This is a genomic window from Allobosea sp. TND4EK4 (assembly GCF_900156025.1).
Taxonomy (GTDB): domain Bacteria; phylum Pseudomonadota; class Alphaproteobacteria; order Rhizobiales; family Beijerinckiaceae; genus Allobosea.
Genome location: NZ_FTMO01000001.1, coordinates 421,984 through 436,004 on the forward strand (window position 1 = coordinate 421,984; position 14,021 = coordinate 436,004).

The window sequence follows — 14,021 nt, forward strand, 5'->3', positions numbered from 1 at the left end:
CGGAGCCGGCCCAAGCCCATGACCGCCTATGTCCTGCAACGGCTGATCCAGAGCGTCTTCGTGCTGCTCGCGGTCTCGGTCGTCGTCTTCTTCGCCGTCTACGGCATCGGCGATCCCGTGGAGCTGCTGGTTTCGCCATCCGCGAGCGCCGCCGAACGCGAGGCCCTGATCCGGCGGCTCGGCCTCGACCTGCCGATCTGGCAGCAGTACTTCGTCTTCATGGGCAATGCGCTGAAGGGCGATCTCGGGCGCTCCTTCGTCCATGGTGTGCCGGCGATCGAGCTCATTCTCGCCCGCCTGCCCGCCACCTTCGAACTGGTGCTGCTTTCGATGACGCTCGCCATCGTCGGCGGCGTTCCGCTCGGCCTCTATGCAGGGCTCGATCCGGACAGCCGCCCGTCCCGCATCATCATGGGTGGCACGCTGCTCGGCTTCTCGCTGCCGAGCTTCTGGAAGGGGATGATGCTGATCCTCCTCTTCGCCGTGCTGCTCGGCTGGCTGCCGACGGCCGGTCGCGGCGAAACCGTCTCGCTTTTCGGCGTCAAGACGAGCCTGCTGACGCTCGACGGGCTGAAGCACCTCGCCCTTCCCGCGATCAACCTCGCCATTCCGCAGATGGCGCTGATGATCCGCCTCGTCGCTGCCGGCACCACCGAGACGATGACGCAGGACTACATCAAATATGCCCGCGCCAAGGGCGTGCGGCCGCGCCGCATCGTCGGCCGCCATGTGCTGCGCAACATCCTGATCCCGGTCGTCACCGTCGTCGGCATCGAGTTCGGCAGCCTCGTCGCCTTCTCGACCATCACCGAGACCGTGTTCGCCTGGCCGGGCATGGGCAAGCTCCTGATCGACTCGGTCTACCAGCTCGATCGGCCGGTGGTGGTGGCCTATGTGCTGCTGGCGACGCTGCTCTTCGTTACGGTCAACTTCCTCGTCGACATCCTCTACGCCGCGCTCGACCCGCGGGTGAAGCTGGCGGGAGAGATGGCGTGAGCCCCGAAGCGAAAGCCTTCGCCGTGCCGGCCGGCGCCGATACTCCGCTGCGCGACAAGGTGCTGCGCCGCATCCGCAGCAGGCCAACCACGCGCGGGGCCGCGGTCCTGCTCGGCATCATGGTCGCCCTGGCGGTCCTCGCGCCGTTCATTACACCGCAGAACCCGCATGATCTCGCCGCACTCAGCGTGATGGACAACCGGCTGGCTCCGGGCGAGGCCGGCATGAACGGCATGACCTACTGGCTCGGCACGGATTCGCAGGGGCGCGACATGCTGAGCGCGATCCTCTACGGCCTTCGCACCAGCCTGATGGTGGGGCTGACGGCAACGGCCGGGGCACTCTTCATCGGCATCTCGGCCGGATTGCTGGCGGCGCAGTTCGGCGGGGGCGTCGATGCCGTGATCATGCGCGTCGTCGATTTCATGCTCGGCTTCCCCTCGATCCTGATCGCGCTGGTGCTGCTGGCCTCGATCGGACGCGGCGTCGACAAGGTCATCCTCGCGATCATCCTCGTGCAATGGGCCCAGTATGCCCGGCTGATGCGCGCCTCCGCGCTGGTCGAGCGGCGCAAGGAATATATCGAGGCGGCGCTGAATTTTGGCCTGCCGACCCGTCACATCATGCTGGCGCATCTGCTGCCGAACTCCGTCGGCTCGGTCCTCGTCGTGGCCTCGATCAGCATCGCCAGCGCGATCACGCTGGAGGCGACGCTCTCCTTCCTCGGCGTCGGCGTGCCGGTGACGCAGCCCTCGCTCGGCCTGCTGATCGCCAACGGTTTCGAGTTCCTGCTCTCGGGCGAATACTGGATCGCGGTGTTCCCCGGCATCGCGCTGGTGCTGCTGATCGTCTCGCTCAACCTCGTCGGCGACCGGCTGCGCCGCAGCTTCAACGTGCGCTCATGACCGATCCCGCGACCGATCCCCTGCTCGAGGTCCGGGGCCTCAGGACCGTCTTCCACGCGCTCGACGGCGCATGGGCCGCCGTCGAGGGGGTCGATCTCAGCATTGCGCGCGGCGAGGTGCTGGGGCTCGTCGGCGAGTCCGGCTCCGGCAAATCAGTGACGGGCTTCTCGCTGGTGCGCCTGATCGACCCTCCGGGCGAGATCGTCGCCGGCACGATCTCGTTCGCCGGCGAGGATTTGCGGACCGCCTCGGAGGAGCGGCTGCGGAGCCTGCGCGGCGACCGCATCGCGATGATCTTCCAGGACCCGCTGATGACGCTGAACCCGGTGCTCAGCATCGGCGAACAGATGAGCGAGGCGATCCTCGAACATCGCCAATGCAGCCGCGACGAGGCACTGAAAGAAGCGGCCAAGGCGCTGTCGCGGGTCGGCATCTCCTCGCCCGAGGCGCGACTGAAGCAGTTTCCGCATGAGTTTTCCGGAGGCATGCGCCAGCGCGTCGCCATTGCCACCGCCATGCTCAACGCCCCGGACCTGATCATCGCCGACGAGCCGACCACGGCGCTCGACGTGACCATCCAGAGCCAGATCCTGTTCGAGGTGCAGAAGCTCGCCCGCGAGACCGGCACGGCCGTGCTCTGGATCACGCACGACCTCGCGGTGGTGGGCGAACTCGCCGACCGGGTGGCGGTGATGTATGCGGGGCGCATCGTCGAGATCGGGCCCGTGGACGCGGTCCTGGATGCGCCGCATCACCCCTATACGCTCGGCCTGCTCCATTCCTCGGCCGCCAACGTCATGCCCGGCCAACGCCTCAACCAGATCGACGGCGTCGCGCCGCGCATCGATTCGCGTCCGAGCGGCTGCCCCTTCCGGCCGCGCTGCCCCCGCGCCCTGCCGGTCTGCGCGGAGCACGATCCCGCCCCGACCGAGGACGGCGCGCGCAGTTTCCGCTGCCACAACCCCGTGCTTGTCGGAGAAGCGGCATGAACGCCTCGACCAGCGTGCCGATCATCGAACTCAGGGGCATCACCAAGCATTTCCGGCGAAAGCCGACCTTGGCCGAGCGCATCCTGATGGCGACCGGCAGGGGCAAGGCGCCTCCGGTGCTGCGCGCCGTGGACGGCGTCGATCTCAGCGTCGCGCGCGGCGAGGTGCTGGGGCTCGTCGGTGAGTCGGGTTGCGGCAAGTCCACCCTCGCGCGGATCGTCACCGGAATCCTCAGGCCGACACAGGGTGAGGTGGTCTACGAGCAGCGGCCGGTGGCCGGGCTGAGGGGCAAGGAGCGGCTCGACTTCCTCCTCAAGGTCCAGATGATCTTCCAGGACCCCTACGCGTCGCTCGACCCGCGCATGAAGGTCAGCCGCATCGTCGGCGAGGCGCTCAGCGTCCACAAGCTGCTGCCCAAGGCCGAGATCGATGGGGCGGTGGATCAGGCGCTGAGCGAGGTGGGGCTCGATCTTGCCTACCGCGAGCGCTATCCGCACCAGTTCTCGGGTGGCCAGCGCCAGCGCATCGGCATCGCCCGCGCCCTCGCCGTCAAGCCGGATTTCCTCGTCTGCGACGAGCCGGTCTCGGCCCTCGACGTCTCGATCCAGGCGCAGGTCATCAACCTGTTCATGGATGTGCGTGCGCGGCACGGCCTGACCTATCTCTTCGTCAGCCATGATCTCGGCCTCGTGCGCCATATCAGCGACCGGGTCGCGATCATGTATCTCGGCCGGATCGTGGAGATCGGGGCAGCGGCGTCGATCTTCGCGGAGCCGGCCCATCCCTACAGCGCGGCACTGATCGCAGCGATCCCCTCGGCCAAGCGGCGCAAGCGCGCCTTCGAGCCGCTGAAGGGCGAACTCCCCTCTCCGCTTGCACCGCCGCCCGGCTGCCCGTTCCATCCGCGCTGCCCGCAGGCGATGTCCGTCTGCCGCGAAATCCGCCCGGCCCTCGCCGAAATCTCGCCTGGGCGCAGCGCCGCCTGCCATCTGCACACGGCTCCGGAGGCCGCATGACCGCCACCACCACGCTCGACCCGCAGGTCGGCCGCAGCACGCTGCCTTTCGTCGACGGCTTCCATCCGGAGCGGCCGCTCGTCGTGAATTTCTACCGCCCCGCGCGCCACCAGCCGAACGACCCGGTGGTGGTCGTGCAGCACGGCATGATGCGCAATGGCGACGATTATCGCGATTTCTGGATTGAAGCTGCCGAGAAACACAACCTGCTGATCGTCGCTCCGACCTTCCCCGATTCCGAATTTCCAAAAGCGGAGGGCTACAATAACGGCCTCCTCGTTGCGGGGGATGGTTCCATCGCGCCGCGCGGGCAGTGGCTCTACGCCGTGCCCGGACGCGTTCTCGATGCGCTGCGGGCCGGCGGCGTGGTCGACAATCCTGCCATCCGCATCTTCGGCCATTCTGCCGGGGGCCAGTTCGTGCACCGGATGCTGGCGACGTTCGGCATCGGCCCCTTTGCCGACGCGATCGCGGCCAATCCCGGCTGGTATACGCTGCCGACGCTGGAGCGCCGTTTCCCCGAAGGGCTCGGCGGACTCGGGCTCGGCGAGGAAGAACTGGTTGCCTGGCTCGCCACGCCGATGGTTCTGCTCGCCGGCGACCAGGACATCGCGACCGACGATCCCAACCTTCCTTCCAACCCCGAGGCGCTGGCGCAGGGGCCGAACCGCTTCGGCCGCGCCCATTTCATGCTGGAATTCGCCCAGGCGGAGGCAAGGCGCCGCGGAACGCCATGCCATTGGACCCTCGTCCCGGTCGGGGGCGTCGGCCATGACGGAGCCGCGATGTCGCGCGCGGCCGCGGCCTTCTGGTTCGAGGATCGCATTCCTCCCGTGGATGAACTCAGGCCGGAAGGCGCCGCGGTGGCTTGACCGCCATCGCGCGCGCATGAGTTCGGAGCCCGGCACATCGCCGAGCTCCGTTGTGAAGTCGCCGCGCCTGCCCGCTCCGCCTATGCGACGGCGGTGCTGCGCAGCCTGCTTGGGCTCAGCAGGCCAGACAGGGCTCGCCCCGCCCGGCGCTCGCCGCTTCCATCTGCGGCTCCTCCGGCAACGGCGCCCAGCCGCTCGCGCGCCAGTTCTTCAACGCCGACCAGGTCGAGCGGTCGAGCCGGAACTGCTCGCAGGGGAAGAGCCCTCCCCGCGCCGGCAGCGACTTGAGGAACGAGCCTTCCGCCCGGAAGCCGGACTTCTCCAGCACCCGCCGCGAGGCCGGGTTGATGACGCGGGTATCGGCGTCGATCGCCGGGATGTCGACGAGAGAAAATAGCGTGTCGATCAGCCCCTGCGCAGCCTCGGTCGCATAGCCCTTGCCCCAATGCGAGGTACCGAGCCAGTAGCCGATGAACGGAACACCCGAGGCCTGCCGGTGCGCGCCGATAATGCCGATCAGATCGTTCGGCTTGGCGCTGGGCGTGATCGCCAGCACGAGATGCTCGCCCAGCGCATTGCCCTTGCGGGTCGCGAAGATGAAGGGATCGACCGCTTCCGGCGGATAGGGATGCGGGATGTTCGCCGTCATCTCTGCCACGGCCTTCTCACCGGCCTGACGCAGGATGGCATTGGCATCCGCCATACGCGGCCAGCGCAGCCAGAGACGGCGGGTCTCGAGCCGGAAGACATCGTCGCGGGTCAGTTCGGGGAACATCTTGTCTCTCCGTCGGCGCAAACGAAAAAAGGGAGCTGGGACTTTGGTCCCATCTCCCCTTTCGCTGACCTTCGGGAGACCCGTTTCGGGCCCTGCATCCCTTGATCCGTTCGGTTCGATGGAACCGGCGGATCGAGAGATTTCCCTATCCGCCTTTTACTCTGCGGCCTCTTGGGCCGGCACTACGTTCACGAAAGCTCGGCCGAGTTTCGTCGTGAAACGGACGCGGCCGTTCGTCGTCGCAAAGAGGGTATGGTCTTTGCCCATGCCAACATTGGCGCCGGCATGCCACTTGGTGCCGCGCTGACGAATAATGATGTTGCCGGAAACGACAGCCTGGTCGCCGAAGCGCTTCACGCCCAGACGCTTGCTTTCGGAGTCGCGGCCGTTGCGGGACGAGCCGCCTGCCTTTTTGTGAGCCATAACGCCCTACCTCAAAACTTGTCGTGTCTCTCTAACCCGAATCGGCGGCGTTGACCACCCGTCTCGGATACGAAATGCCGGAACACCATCCTGTCAGGAGCGACAGGCCGGGACGATCAGTCTCGGCAATGGTGATCCGGCGCGAATGATGACGCCGGGAAATCCGGGATCAGGCCTCGGACGCCTCGTCCTTGGCCTTCTTGGCAGGCGCCTTCTTGGCGGCAGCCTTCTTCGGCGCCTCCTCGGTGGCAGCCTCGGCCTTGGCGGCCTTCGCGGGCTTGGCAGCGGCCTTGGTCTCGACAGTGGCAGCCGCGGCGACCTCACCCTTCCTCATCTCCGGCTGCTTGCCGCCGGTGAGGATGTCGGTGATGCGGATGACGGTCAGCTCGGCGCGGAAGCCGCGCTTGCGCTTCGAGTTCTGGCGGCGGCGCTTCTTGAAGGCGATGACCTTCTCGCCACGGGCCTGCTCGACGATCTCGCCGGCCACGGTGACCTCGCCCAGCGCCTTGGCGTCGAGCGTGGTCTTCTCGCCCTCGGTGAGCATCAGCACGGAACCGAAAGCGACGGTATCGCCCGGGTTGCCTTCGATCCTGGCGACGGTGATCTTGTCGTTGGCGGCGACGCGGAACTGCTTCCCGCCGGTCTTGATGACTGCGAACATTTTGTCCTCCATGTTCGGCCCCGCTCCGTCACGGCCTCCGGTCGGAAGCGCCTGCGGAACGGCTTTTTGGCAGTCGATTGCGTGGTCGGTTCGCTGCTCATGGCCAGCGACGCATCGCGCAGGCCAAAACAGATCGGCGCGGGTTTCCCCACGCCGGATGGGGCTCGATAGTCGCAAGCCGCTCCAAGGTCAAGCCGAGAGGCCCGCTGCGGCGCTGATTCCTCCAATGCGAGGCCCGTGGACAAGAAGGCTTGCCCCACGCGGGCGGCTTGTGTAGTAACCACCCCGCTTCGACCGAAGGCGACCGCGGACAGGTGGCAGAGTGGTTGAATGCACCGCACTCGAAATGCGGCATACCTGCAAGGGTATCGGGGGTTCAAATCCCTCCCTGTCCGCCATCATCCCGCCAAGGGATTGAGTCTCCGAGGCAACATTCCGATTGGAACTGGCGGGCCTGCCGGAATCAGGCGTCCTGCTCCCGCAGCCTGACCGTCTTTCCAGCAGCCTTTGCGGCTGCATCGGAACGCTCGAGCTGGCGGCATCGCCGCGCGTTTTTGGACCGGCAGCGATCTTCGATTCGCCCGCAGCTCCAGCCGCTCGCTTGACAGCCCCGCCTCATATGCGTTGATATCAACTTATATCTTGTGAGGTTCCAGCCTGGCTTAGCAGTAGCCCTGCGGCCACAGATCGAAGGGAGACGTTCATGAAGGTGGTGACCAGCCTGAGCTTTCAGGGACAGTGCCGCGAGGCTTTCGAGTTCTATGCGAAGGTGCTCGGCGGGAAGATCACGGCGGCCTTCCCGTATAGCGATGCGCCCCCCGAGATGCCGATCACCGACGAGAAATACAAAAGCTGGCTGATGCATTGCTGGCTGGAGATCGGCGATCAGGCCCTGATGGGGGCCGACATGGATTCCGGCTGGGCGCCGAACATCGAGAAGCCCAAGAACGGCTTCGACGTTTCCGTGCATACGCAAGACAAAGCCCAGGCCGAGCGCTGGTTTGCTGGGCTCGGCGAAGGCGGCAGGGCGATCATGCCTTTCGCCGAGACGTTCTGGTCCCCGGGGTTCGGCTCGCTGGTCGATCGCTTCGGCGTCCCCTGGATGATCAACACCGTCCCCTCCCCTGACTGGAAGCCGCAAGGCTGAGCGGCCGCCTAAGCGCCACGACAGACGACGGAGCAGGCCGTGGAGCAAACCTACCGGTGGGTCATCGTCGGCGCAGGCGGCCTGCTCGGCTGCGTCGCGGCAGGGTCCATGTTCTCGCTGCCGGTCTTCCTGCGGCCGATGTCGCAGGAGACCGGCTGGTCGGTGACCGGGATATCGACGGCGATGACGATCGGCTTCCTCGCCATGGCTTTCGGGAGCATGGCGTGGGGGAGCCTCGCCGACCGCTACGGGCCGCGCCCGGTCGTTCTGACAGGCTCCATCGCCCTGTCGGGCAGCCTTGCTCTGGCGAGCCGCGCAACCTTGCTGGTCGAGTTCCAGCTGTTGTTCGGACTGTTGGTGGGGGCCGCCACCGCGGCGATCTTCGTGCCGATCATGGCGTGCGTCACTGGCTGGTTCGAGACGCGGCGGGCGCTCGCCGTCTCGCTCGTCTCGGCCGGCATGGGCATGGCGCCACTGACGATGGCGCCGCTTGCCGCCTGGCTGGTCACAATCCATGACTGGCGCAGCGCGATGCTGATCGTCGCCGGCACGGCCGCAGCGCTGATGATCCCCGCGGCGCTGCTGATCCGGCGCCCGCCAGCCGCGGACAGCGCACCAGCGGCTGCCGCCGTCGAGGATATGACCCCTCAGACGAGCGTGCGAGACGCCGTCAGGTCTCCCCAGTTCATCACCCTGATGCTCGCCAATTTCTTCTGCTGCGCCACGCATTCGGGACCGATCTTCCACACTGTCAGCTATGCCGTGACCTGCGGCATCCCGATGGTCGCGGCCGTCTCGATCTACAGCGTCGAGGGGCTTGCCGGCATGTTCGGGCGGATCGGGTTCGGCCTCGCCGGCGACAGGATGGGCGCGCAGCGTATCCTCGTCCTGGGCCTGCTGGCCCAGGCCTTCGCCGTGACCGCCTACGCAATGGTCGGGCAGCTCGGCGGCTTCTATGCCGTCGCGGCGCTCGTCGGTTTCATCTATGCCGGAACGATGCCGCTCTATGCCGTGATCATCCGCGAAAACTTCCCGATGAGGATGATGGGGACGATCATCGGCGGGACCGCCATGGCCGGAAGCCTCGGCATGTCAGCCGGCCCCATTCTCGGCGGGCTAATCTACGACCGGTTCGGCACCTATGCCCCGCTCTATGTCGCCGCCTGGGGACTTGGGCTGGCCGCGACCCTGATCCTGGCGACGTTCAAGCCGTTCCCCGCAGCAAAACAGCCGGAGCCGGCCGTGGCCTAAGCGCCCTCGCCTCCCGCTTGCGACGGATCGGCCTTGCGGCAGGCGCACAGCGCCCGCCGCACTTTTGCGACATGGTGATCGGCCAGGAGAGTCCGACCTCATGAACATGCATGCGCCCAAGCCAGCGACCGCCCCGAGCCCGACCGGGATCGGGCAGCGGGTCCCCCGCAACGAGGACGGCATGCTGGTGCGCGGCGGCGGGCAGTATACCGACGATCTCTCGCTCGACGGGCAGCTGCATGCCGCCTTCGTGCGCAGCCCCTACGCGCATGCGATCATCCGCGGCATCGATGCTTCCGGCGCACGGGCGATGAAAGGCGTCGTGGCGATCTACACGGCAGAGGACCTCGCGGATCAGGGCTACGGCTCGCTCAAATGCATCGTCGACCTGCCGAATCGGGACGGCAGCCCGATGCGCAAGCCGGTCCGGAATGCCCTTGCTTCGGGCAAGGTCCGCTATGTCGGCGATCCCGTCGCGATGGTCGTCGCCCGGACGGCCGCTCAGGCGCGCGACGCGGCGGAGGCGATGACGCTCGACCTCGAGGCGCTGCCCGCGGTGACTTCGACCGAAGAGGCGCTGGCGCCTGGCGCCCCGCAGCTCTTCGACGACGTGCCCGGCAATCTCATCATCGACTACCATTTCGGCGATGCCGAGAAGGTCGCCGCGGCGTTCGAGAGCGCCGCGCATGTCACCAGGCTGCGCATCGTCAACAACCGCATCGTGGTCAACCCGATCGAGCCGCGGGCCGCGCTCGGCGTCTACGACTCCAAGAGCAGGCGCTACACGCTGCATGCGCCGAGCCAGGGCGCCTTCGGCCTGCGCAACAGCCTCGCTGCGGCGATGGGCGTAGGGCCTGAGCGGATGAGGCTATTGACCGGCCATGTCGGCGGCTCCTTCGGGATGAAGTCGGCCGTCTTCCCCGAATATGTCGTGCTGCTGCATGCCGCGCGGCTGCTCAAAAAGCCGGTGAGATGGACCGACCAGCGCTCCGAGAGCTTCGTCTCGGACCATCACGGACGGGACATGGTGTTCGAAGCGGAACTCGCGCTCGACAAGCGCGGCCGCTTCCTTGCCACACGCTTCACCGGGTTTGGCAATATGGGCGCCTATCTCTCCCCGGTAGGGCCGATGATGGCGACCACGAATATCGGCAAGAACAGCCTCGGCATGTACCGCACGCCTCTCGTGGAGGTGCAGACGCGCTGCGCGGTGACGAACACGACGCCGATCGCCGCCTATCGCGGCGCCGGGCGACCCGAAGGCAACTACTTCATGGAGCGGCTGATCGACGCCGCGGCAGCGGAGACGGGCATCGACAAGGTCGAGCTCAGGCGCCGCAACCTGGTGCAGCCCGGGCAACTGCCCTGGAAGACGCCGGCCGGCACGGTCTATGACAGCGGCGACTTCCCCACGCTGCTCGAGCGCGCATTGGGGGCGGCCGACTGGAAAGGCTATGCGGCGCGCCAGCGTCAGAGCCGCAAGGCCGGCAAGCTGCGCGGGCGTGGTATCGGCTGCTATCTGGAGGTGACCGCGCCTCCGAGCAACGAGATGGGCGGCATCCATTTCGAGGCCGATGGCAGCGTCACCATCGTCACCGGCACGCTGGATTACGGCCAGGGCCACTGGACCCCCTTCGCGCAGATCCTGAGCAGCCAGCTCGGCGTGCCCTTCGACCAAATCCGGCTGGTGCAGGGCGACAGCGACCGACTGATCGCCGGCGGCGGCACCGGCGGATCCAAATCGATCATGGCGAGCGGCTCGGCGATCATCGAGGCGAGCGAGCTGGTGATCGAGAAGGGCAAGGCGCTCGCGGCGCATGTCCTGGAGGCTGCGGTCGCGGATATCGAGTTCGAGGCCGGGGACTTCCGCATCGCCGGAACCGACCGTTCAATCGGCATCATGGAGCTGGCCGCTAGACTGCGCGCCGGCGCGCAGCTGCCGGAGGGCCTGCCGCAGACCCTCGACGTCGACCATGTCTTCAAGGCGGCGCCCTCCGCCTATCCGAACGGTTGCCACATCGCGGAGGTCGAGATCGATCCGCAGACCGGCGCGATCGAGATCGCCCGCTATGTCATGGTCAACGATTTCGGCACGCTGGTGAACCCGATGCTGGTCGAAGGCCAGCTGCATGGCGGCATCGTGCAGGGCATCGGCCAGGCGATCGGCGAGATGACGCGCTATGACGAGGCCGGCCAGCTGATGACCGGCTCCTTCATGGATTATGCCCTGCCGCGCGCGGCGGACGTGCCGTTCTTCGACTTCATCAGCCACAGCGTGCCGACGGCGACCAACCGCGTCGGCGCCAAGGGCTGCGGCGAGGCAGGCTGCGCCGGCTCCCTGCCCTCGGTGATGAACGCGATCGTCGATGCGCTCTCGGCCTATGGCGTCGCGCATGTCGACATGCCGGCGACGCCGCAGGCGATCTGGAAGCTGGTGCAGTCGCGCGCCTGAGCGGGCTGCCGCACGCACGGCATCAGGCCAACGCGGCTTCCGGCGGTTCCCGGCAGACCGCTGCGAGCGCTTGTGCCGCGCGCGACAAGGGCCGGTCGGCGTGGTGCAGCAGCACGAAGTCGCGCGGCTTCAGCGGCAGGTCGATCACGGCGAGATCGCCACGCGCCACGAAGGGTGCGACCACCGCCTCCGACAGGGCCGTCGCGCAATTGCCGCTGCTGCGGACGGCGGTGAGCACTGCCTCGTTGGAGGGCAGCGTCATCGCGACCTTGAGCTTCTCTGGCGCGAGACCCAGTGCGCGCAGCCCGTCCTCGAACATCGCGCGCGTGCCCGAGCCGGGTTCACGCATGATCCAGTCCAGCGCCAGCACGTTCTCCTCCATCGAGCTCCCGGCGAGAGGCGCGGCCGCAGGCAAGACGACCACCAGGCGGTCACTGGCGACTGTGATGACCGTGAGCCGCGGCTCGGTGATCGCTCCTTCGATGAAGCCCAGCTCCGCCTGCCCCTCCGCAACGGCCCGTGCCACCGTCTGCGTGTTGCCGAGCTGCAGCGCGATCTCGATGCGTGGATATCGGCGGCGGAAGCGCGCCAGGCGGGCCGGCAGCCAGTAATTGGCGATGGTCTGGCTCGCCTGGACCACGACCTCACCCCGATCGAAGCTGCCGAATTCGGTCAACGCGGCTTCGGCGCGCCGAGCCTCCGCGATGACGGCTTTGGCGAGCGGCAGGAACTGACGCCCGGGCGCCGACAGCACCATGCCGCGGCCCACACGGTCGAACAGGGCGACCCGGTAGCGCGCTTCCAGTGCGCGCACTGCAGCGCTGACGGCCGAAGGCGACAGATGCAGGGCCTCGGCAGCTCGGGTGAGGTGCTCCCGCTCGGCGACGGCAACGAAAATAGTCAGCTGCTCGAGCGTCACGGAATCATTCGCCTTTACCGCATAGATCGTCACTTATTATGCGATGGAAACGGACGTTCCAGAAGAATATTCTTTCGCCGACTTTTTCAGAGACCTGACATGCCATCACTCCCCGCGTTATCTCGCAACCTCCCCGGCCTCGCTGCGGCCATCGCGGTCACCCTCGCGGCCTTTGCGGTCGAGCGGCTGGAACTGGCCGCCTTCGGCTACCCTTGGGTCGATGCGCTGGTGGTTGCGATCCTTCTCGGCGTTGGCGTGCACTCGCTGTTCGGCATGCCGAAAGCGGCAGCGCCCGGCATCAAGTTCGCGTCGAAAACCTTGCTGGAGATCGCCATCGTTCTGCTGGGAGCCTCGATCAGCTTCGCGACGATCGCTCATTCGGGGCTGTTCATGGTCGGCAGCGTCGTCGTGATCGTTTTCCTCTCGCTGATCGCCAGCTATGGCATTGCCCGGCTGCTCGGGCTGCCGAGCCATCTGGCGACTCTCGTCGCCTGCGGCAACTCGATCTGCGGCAATTCGGCCATCGTCGCCACGGCGCCGGTGATCGGGGCGAAGGCCGACGATGTCGCCGCCGCGATTTCCTTCACCGCCGCGCTGGGTATCCTCGTGGTGCTGCTGCTGCCCTCTCTGGTGCCGCTGATCGGCCTCAGCGACTGGCAATATGGCGTGCTCGCCGGCATGACCGTCTATGCCGTGCCGCAGGTGCTGGCGGCGACGGTTCCCGTCAGCGCCGCCAGCACGCAGATCGGCACCATCGTCAAGCTGCTGCGCGTGCTGATGCTGGGCCCGGTGGTGCTGCTGCTCGGCCTGATCAGCGGGCGGCAGGGCGGCGCCAGGCCGAAGCTCTCAAGCCTCGTGCCCTGGTTCATCATCGGCTTCCTCGGGATGATGATCCTGCGCTCGCTCGGCCTGATCCCGGCAGAGGCGCTGAAGCCGATCGCGACGGCGGCCTCCGTGCTGACGATCATCTCGATGGCGGCGCTCGGGCTTTCGGTCAATCTGCGCACGGTGCTGGCGGCCGGCGGGCGCGTACTGCTGGCCGGCGCGCTCTCGATCGCCGTTTTGGGCGGCCTCGCCGCGATCGTGCTGGCGCTTTCGCCGGCCGTGCCCTGAGGCGCTTCTCAGGCTTCCCCCTGCCCTCGGCTTCCGGCCGGCACCCGACGGGACGTTCGGGCAGTCTCGCGCCGCACAGCCGCATCGAGCAGCCGGCGAAACGTCGGACACTCCAGATGGGACGGGGCCGGACAGTCCGCGACATGCCGCAGCGTGTCGCGCAAGGCCGTCAGTTCCCCGATCTGCTGCTCGATCTCGTCGGCCTTCTGGCGGATCAGCGGACGCGAGAGCGCCGGTACGCCATCCGAGCCGAACATCCCGGCGATGTCGTCGAGCGAGAAACCGGCCATCCGCCCTAACGCGATCAGCTTGAGCTGCAGCAGGACTCGGGGCTCGAATTGCCGGCGCAGGCCATGCCGGGATACCGAGGCGATCAGGCCGATCTCCTCATAATAGCGCAGCGCGGAAGGCCTGATCCCGGTCGCAGCAGCGACCTCGCCAATATCCAGTCGTTTCACGCTTGACCTCAAGTTGACTTGAATTCGTAGCCTGCTCCCGAACC

The 14,021-nt window shown here is 67.2% G+C and carries 14 protein-coding genes and 1 tRNA gene; 10 read left to right on the forward strand and 5 right to left on the reverse strand.

Going from position 1 to position 14,021, the window contains the following annotated elements; translation table 11 throughout:
* Positions 1-18 precede the first annotated feature (18 nt).
* From BW981_RS02090 to BW981_RS02110, 5 genes are read left to right on the forward strand one after another with little or no spacing between them, the layout of a single operon-like run.
* The gene (locus tag BW981_RS02090) at positions 19-996 is read left to right on the forward strand and encodes an ABC transporter permease (protein ID WP_076435805.1); all 978 of its coding nucleotides are present in this window, start codon (positions 19-21) and stop codon (positions 994-996) included.
* Positions 993-1,901, forward strand: coding sequence for an ABC transporter permease (locus tag BW981_RS02095; protein ID WP_076435807.1), 909 nt, complete (start codon positions 993-995; stop codon positions 1,899-1,901). Before BW981_RS02090 ends, BW981_RS02095 begins: the two co-directional genes overlap by 4 nt.
* On the forward strand, positions 1,898-2,890 hold the full coding sequence (locus tag BW981_RS02100; RefSeq protein WP_076435809.1) for an ABC transporter ATP-binding protein: 993 nt from the start codon (positions 1,898-1,900) through the stop codon (positions 2,888-2,890). The genes BW981_RS02095 and BW981_RS02100 overlap by 4 nt, the downstream gene beginning before the upstream one ends.
* The gene (locus BW981_RS02105) at positions 2,887-3,906 is read left to right on the forward strand and encodes an ABC transporter ATP-binding protein (protein WP_076435810.1); all 1,020 of its coding nucleotides are present in this window, start codon (positions 2,887-2,889) and stop codon (positions 3,904-3,906) included. Before BW981_RS02100 ends, BW981_RS02105 begins: the two co-directional genes overlap by 4 nt.
* Positions 3,903-4,778: an alpha/beta hydrolase family protein gene (locus BW981_RS02110; protein ID WP_076435812.1), complete on the forward strand. Its 876-nt coding sequence runs from the start codon at positions 3,903-3,905 to the stop codon at positions 4,776-4,778. Before BW981_RS02105 ends, BW981_RS02110 begins: the two co-directional genes overlap by 4 nt.
* A gap of 115 nt (positions 4,779-4,893) precedes the next feature.
* Here BW981_RS02110 and BW981_RS02115 read toward each other — a convergent pair whose 3' ends face one another.
* The 3 genes from BW981_RS02115 to rplU all read right to left on the reverse strand — a co-directional run bounded on the left by BW981_RS02115 (position 4,894) and on the right by rplU (position 6,637).
* A complete protein-coding gene (locus BW981_RS02115; RefSeq protein ID WP_076435814.1) occupies positions 4,894-5,553 on the reverse strand; it encodes a GNAT family N-acetyltransferase in 660 nt (219 codons plus the stop codon).
* A 156-nt stretch (positions 5,554-5,709) separates the two neighbouring features.
* Complete coding sequence (gene rpmA, locus BW981_RS02120) at positions 5,710-5,976, reverse strand: 50S ribosomal protein L27 (RefSeq protein ID WP_076435815.1); 267 nt, start codon at positions 5,974-5,976, stop codon at positions 5,710-5,712.
* A gap of 169 nt (positions 5,977-6,145) precedes the next feature.
* A complete protein-coding gene (gene rplU, locus BW981_RS02125; RefSeq protein WP_076436725.1) occupies positions 6,146-6,637 on the reverse strand; it encodes a 50S ribosomal protein L21 in 492 nt (163 codons plus the stop codon).
* A 308-nt stretch (positions 6,638-6,945) separates the two neighbouring features.
* Between rplU and BW981_RS02130 the strand changes: the two genes are divergently transcribed.
* From BW981_RS02130 to BW981_RS02145, 4 genes are all read left to right on the forward strand, one after another.
* Positions 6,946-7,035: transfer RNA gene (locus tag BW981_RS02130), tRNA-Ser, on the forward strand.
* Between the two features lie 305 nt (positions 7,036-7,340).
* The gene (locus tag BW981_RS02135) at positions 7,341-7,784 is read left to right on the forward strand and encodes a VOC family protein (RefSeq protein WP_076435817.1); all 444 of its coding nucleotides are present in this window, start codon (positions 7,341-7,343) and stop codon (positions 7,782-7,784) included.
* 39 nt (positions 7,785-7,823) lie between these two features.
* The gene (locus BW981_RS02140) at positions 7,824-9,035 is read left to right on the forward strand and encodes an MFS transporter (RefSeq protein ID WP_076435819.1); all 1,212 of its coding nucleotides are present in this window, start codon (positions 7,824-7,826) and stop codon (positions 9,033-9,035) included.
* Between the two features lie 100 nt (positions 9,036-9,135).
* A complete protein-coding gene (locus tag BW981_RS02145) occupies positions 9,136-11,487 on the forward strand; it encodes a xanthine dehydrogenase family protein molybdopterin-binding subunit (RefSeq protein WP_244560187.1) in 2,352 nt (783 codons plus the stop codon).
* A 22-nt stretch (positions 11,488-11,509) separates the two neighbouring features.
* On the opposite strand, the gene BW981_RS02150 is transcribed toward BW981_RS02145, so the two are convergent.
* On the reverse strand, positions 11,510-12,406 hold the full coding sequence (locus BW981_RS02150; protein WP_076436728.1) for a LysR family transcriptional regulator: 897 nt from the start codon (positions 12,404-12,406) through the stop codon (positions 11,510-11,512).
* Between the two features lie 99 nt (positions 12,407-12,505).
* Between BW981_RS02150 and BW981_RS02155 the strand changes: the two genes are divergently transcribed.
* The gene (locus tag BW981_RS02155; RefSeq protein WP_076435820.1) at positions 12,506-13,519 is read left to right on the forward strand and encodes a YeiH family protein; all 1,014 of its coding nucleotides are present in this window, start codon (positions 12,506-12,508) and stop codon (positions 13,517-13,519) included.
* Between the two features lie 8 nt (positions 13,520-13,527).
* Here the strand turns inward: BW981_RS02155 and BW981_RS02160 are convergent, their stop codons facing one another.
* A complete protein-coding gene (locus tag BW981_RS02160) occupies positions 13,528-13,977 on the reverse strand; it encodes a helix-turn-helix domain-containing protein (RefSeq protein WP_076435822.1) in 450 nt (149 codons plus the stop codon).
* Between the last annotated feature and the right edge of the window lie 44 nt (positions 13,978-14,021).

Excerpts from the sequence above, each read along its gene's own strand:
- BW981_RS02090 (WP_076435805.1), top strand. The coding sequence starts at position 19 with ATGACCGCCTATGTCCTGCAACGGCTGATCCAGAGCGTCTTCGTGCTG.
- BW981_RS02100 (WP_076435809.1), top strand. The coding sequence starts at position 1,898 with ATGACCGATCCCGCGACCGATCCCCTGCTCGAGGTCCGGGGCCTCAGG.
- BW981_RS02105 (WP_076435810.1), top strand. The coding sequence starts at position 2,887 with ATGAACGCCTCGACCAGCGTGCCGATCATCGAACTCAGGGGCATCACC.
- BW981_RS02110 (WP_076435812.1), top strand. The coding sequence starts at position 3,903 with ATGACCGCCACCACCACGCTCGACCCGCAGGTCGGCCGCAGCACGCTG.
- BW981_RS02115 (WP_076435814.1), bottom strand. The coding sequence starts at position 5,553 with ATGTTCCCCGAACTGACCCGCGACGATGTCTTCCGGCTCGAGACCCGC.
- rpmA (WP_076435815.1), bottom strand. The coding sequence starts at position 5,976 with ATGGCTCACAAAAAGGCAGGCGGCTCGTCCCGCAACGGCCGCGACTCC.
- rplU (WP_076436725.1), bottom strand. The coding sequence starts at position 6,637 with ATGTTCGCAGTCATCAAGACCGGCGGGAAGCAGTTCCGCGTCGCCGCC.
- BW981_RS02135 (WP_076435817.1), top strand. The coding sequence starts at position 7,341 with ATGAAGGTGGTGACCAGCCTGAGCTTTCAGGGACAGTGCCGCGAGGCT.
- BW981_RS02145 (WP_244560187.1), top strand. The coding sequence starts at position 9,136 with ATGAACATGCATGCGCCCAAGCCAGCGACCGCCCCGAGCCCGACCGGG.
- BW981_RS02155 (WP_076435820.1), top strand. The coding sequence starts at position 12,506 with ATGCCATCACTCCCCGCGTTATCTCGCAACCTCCCCGGCCTCGCTGCG.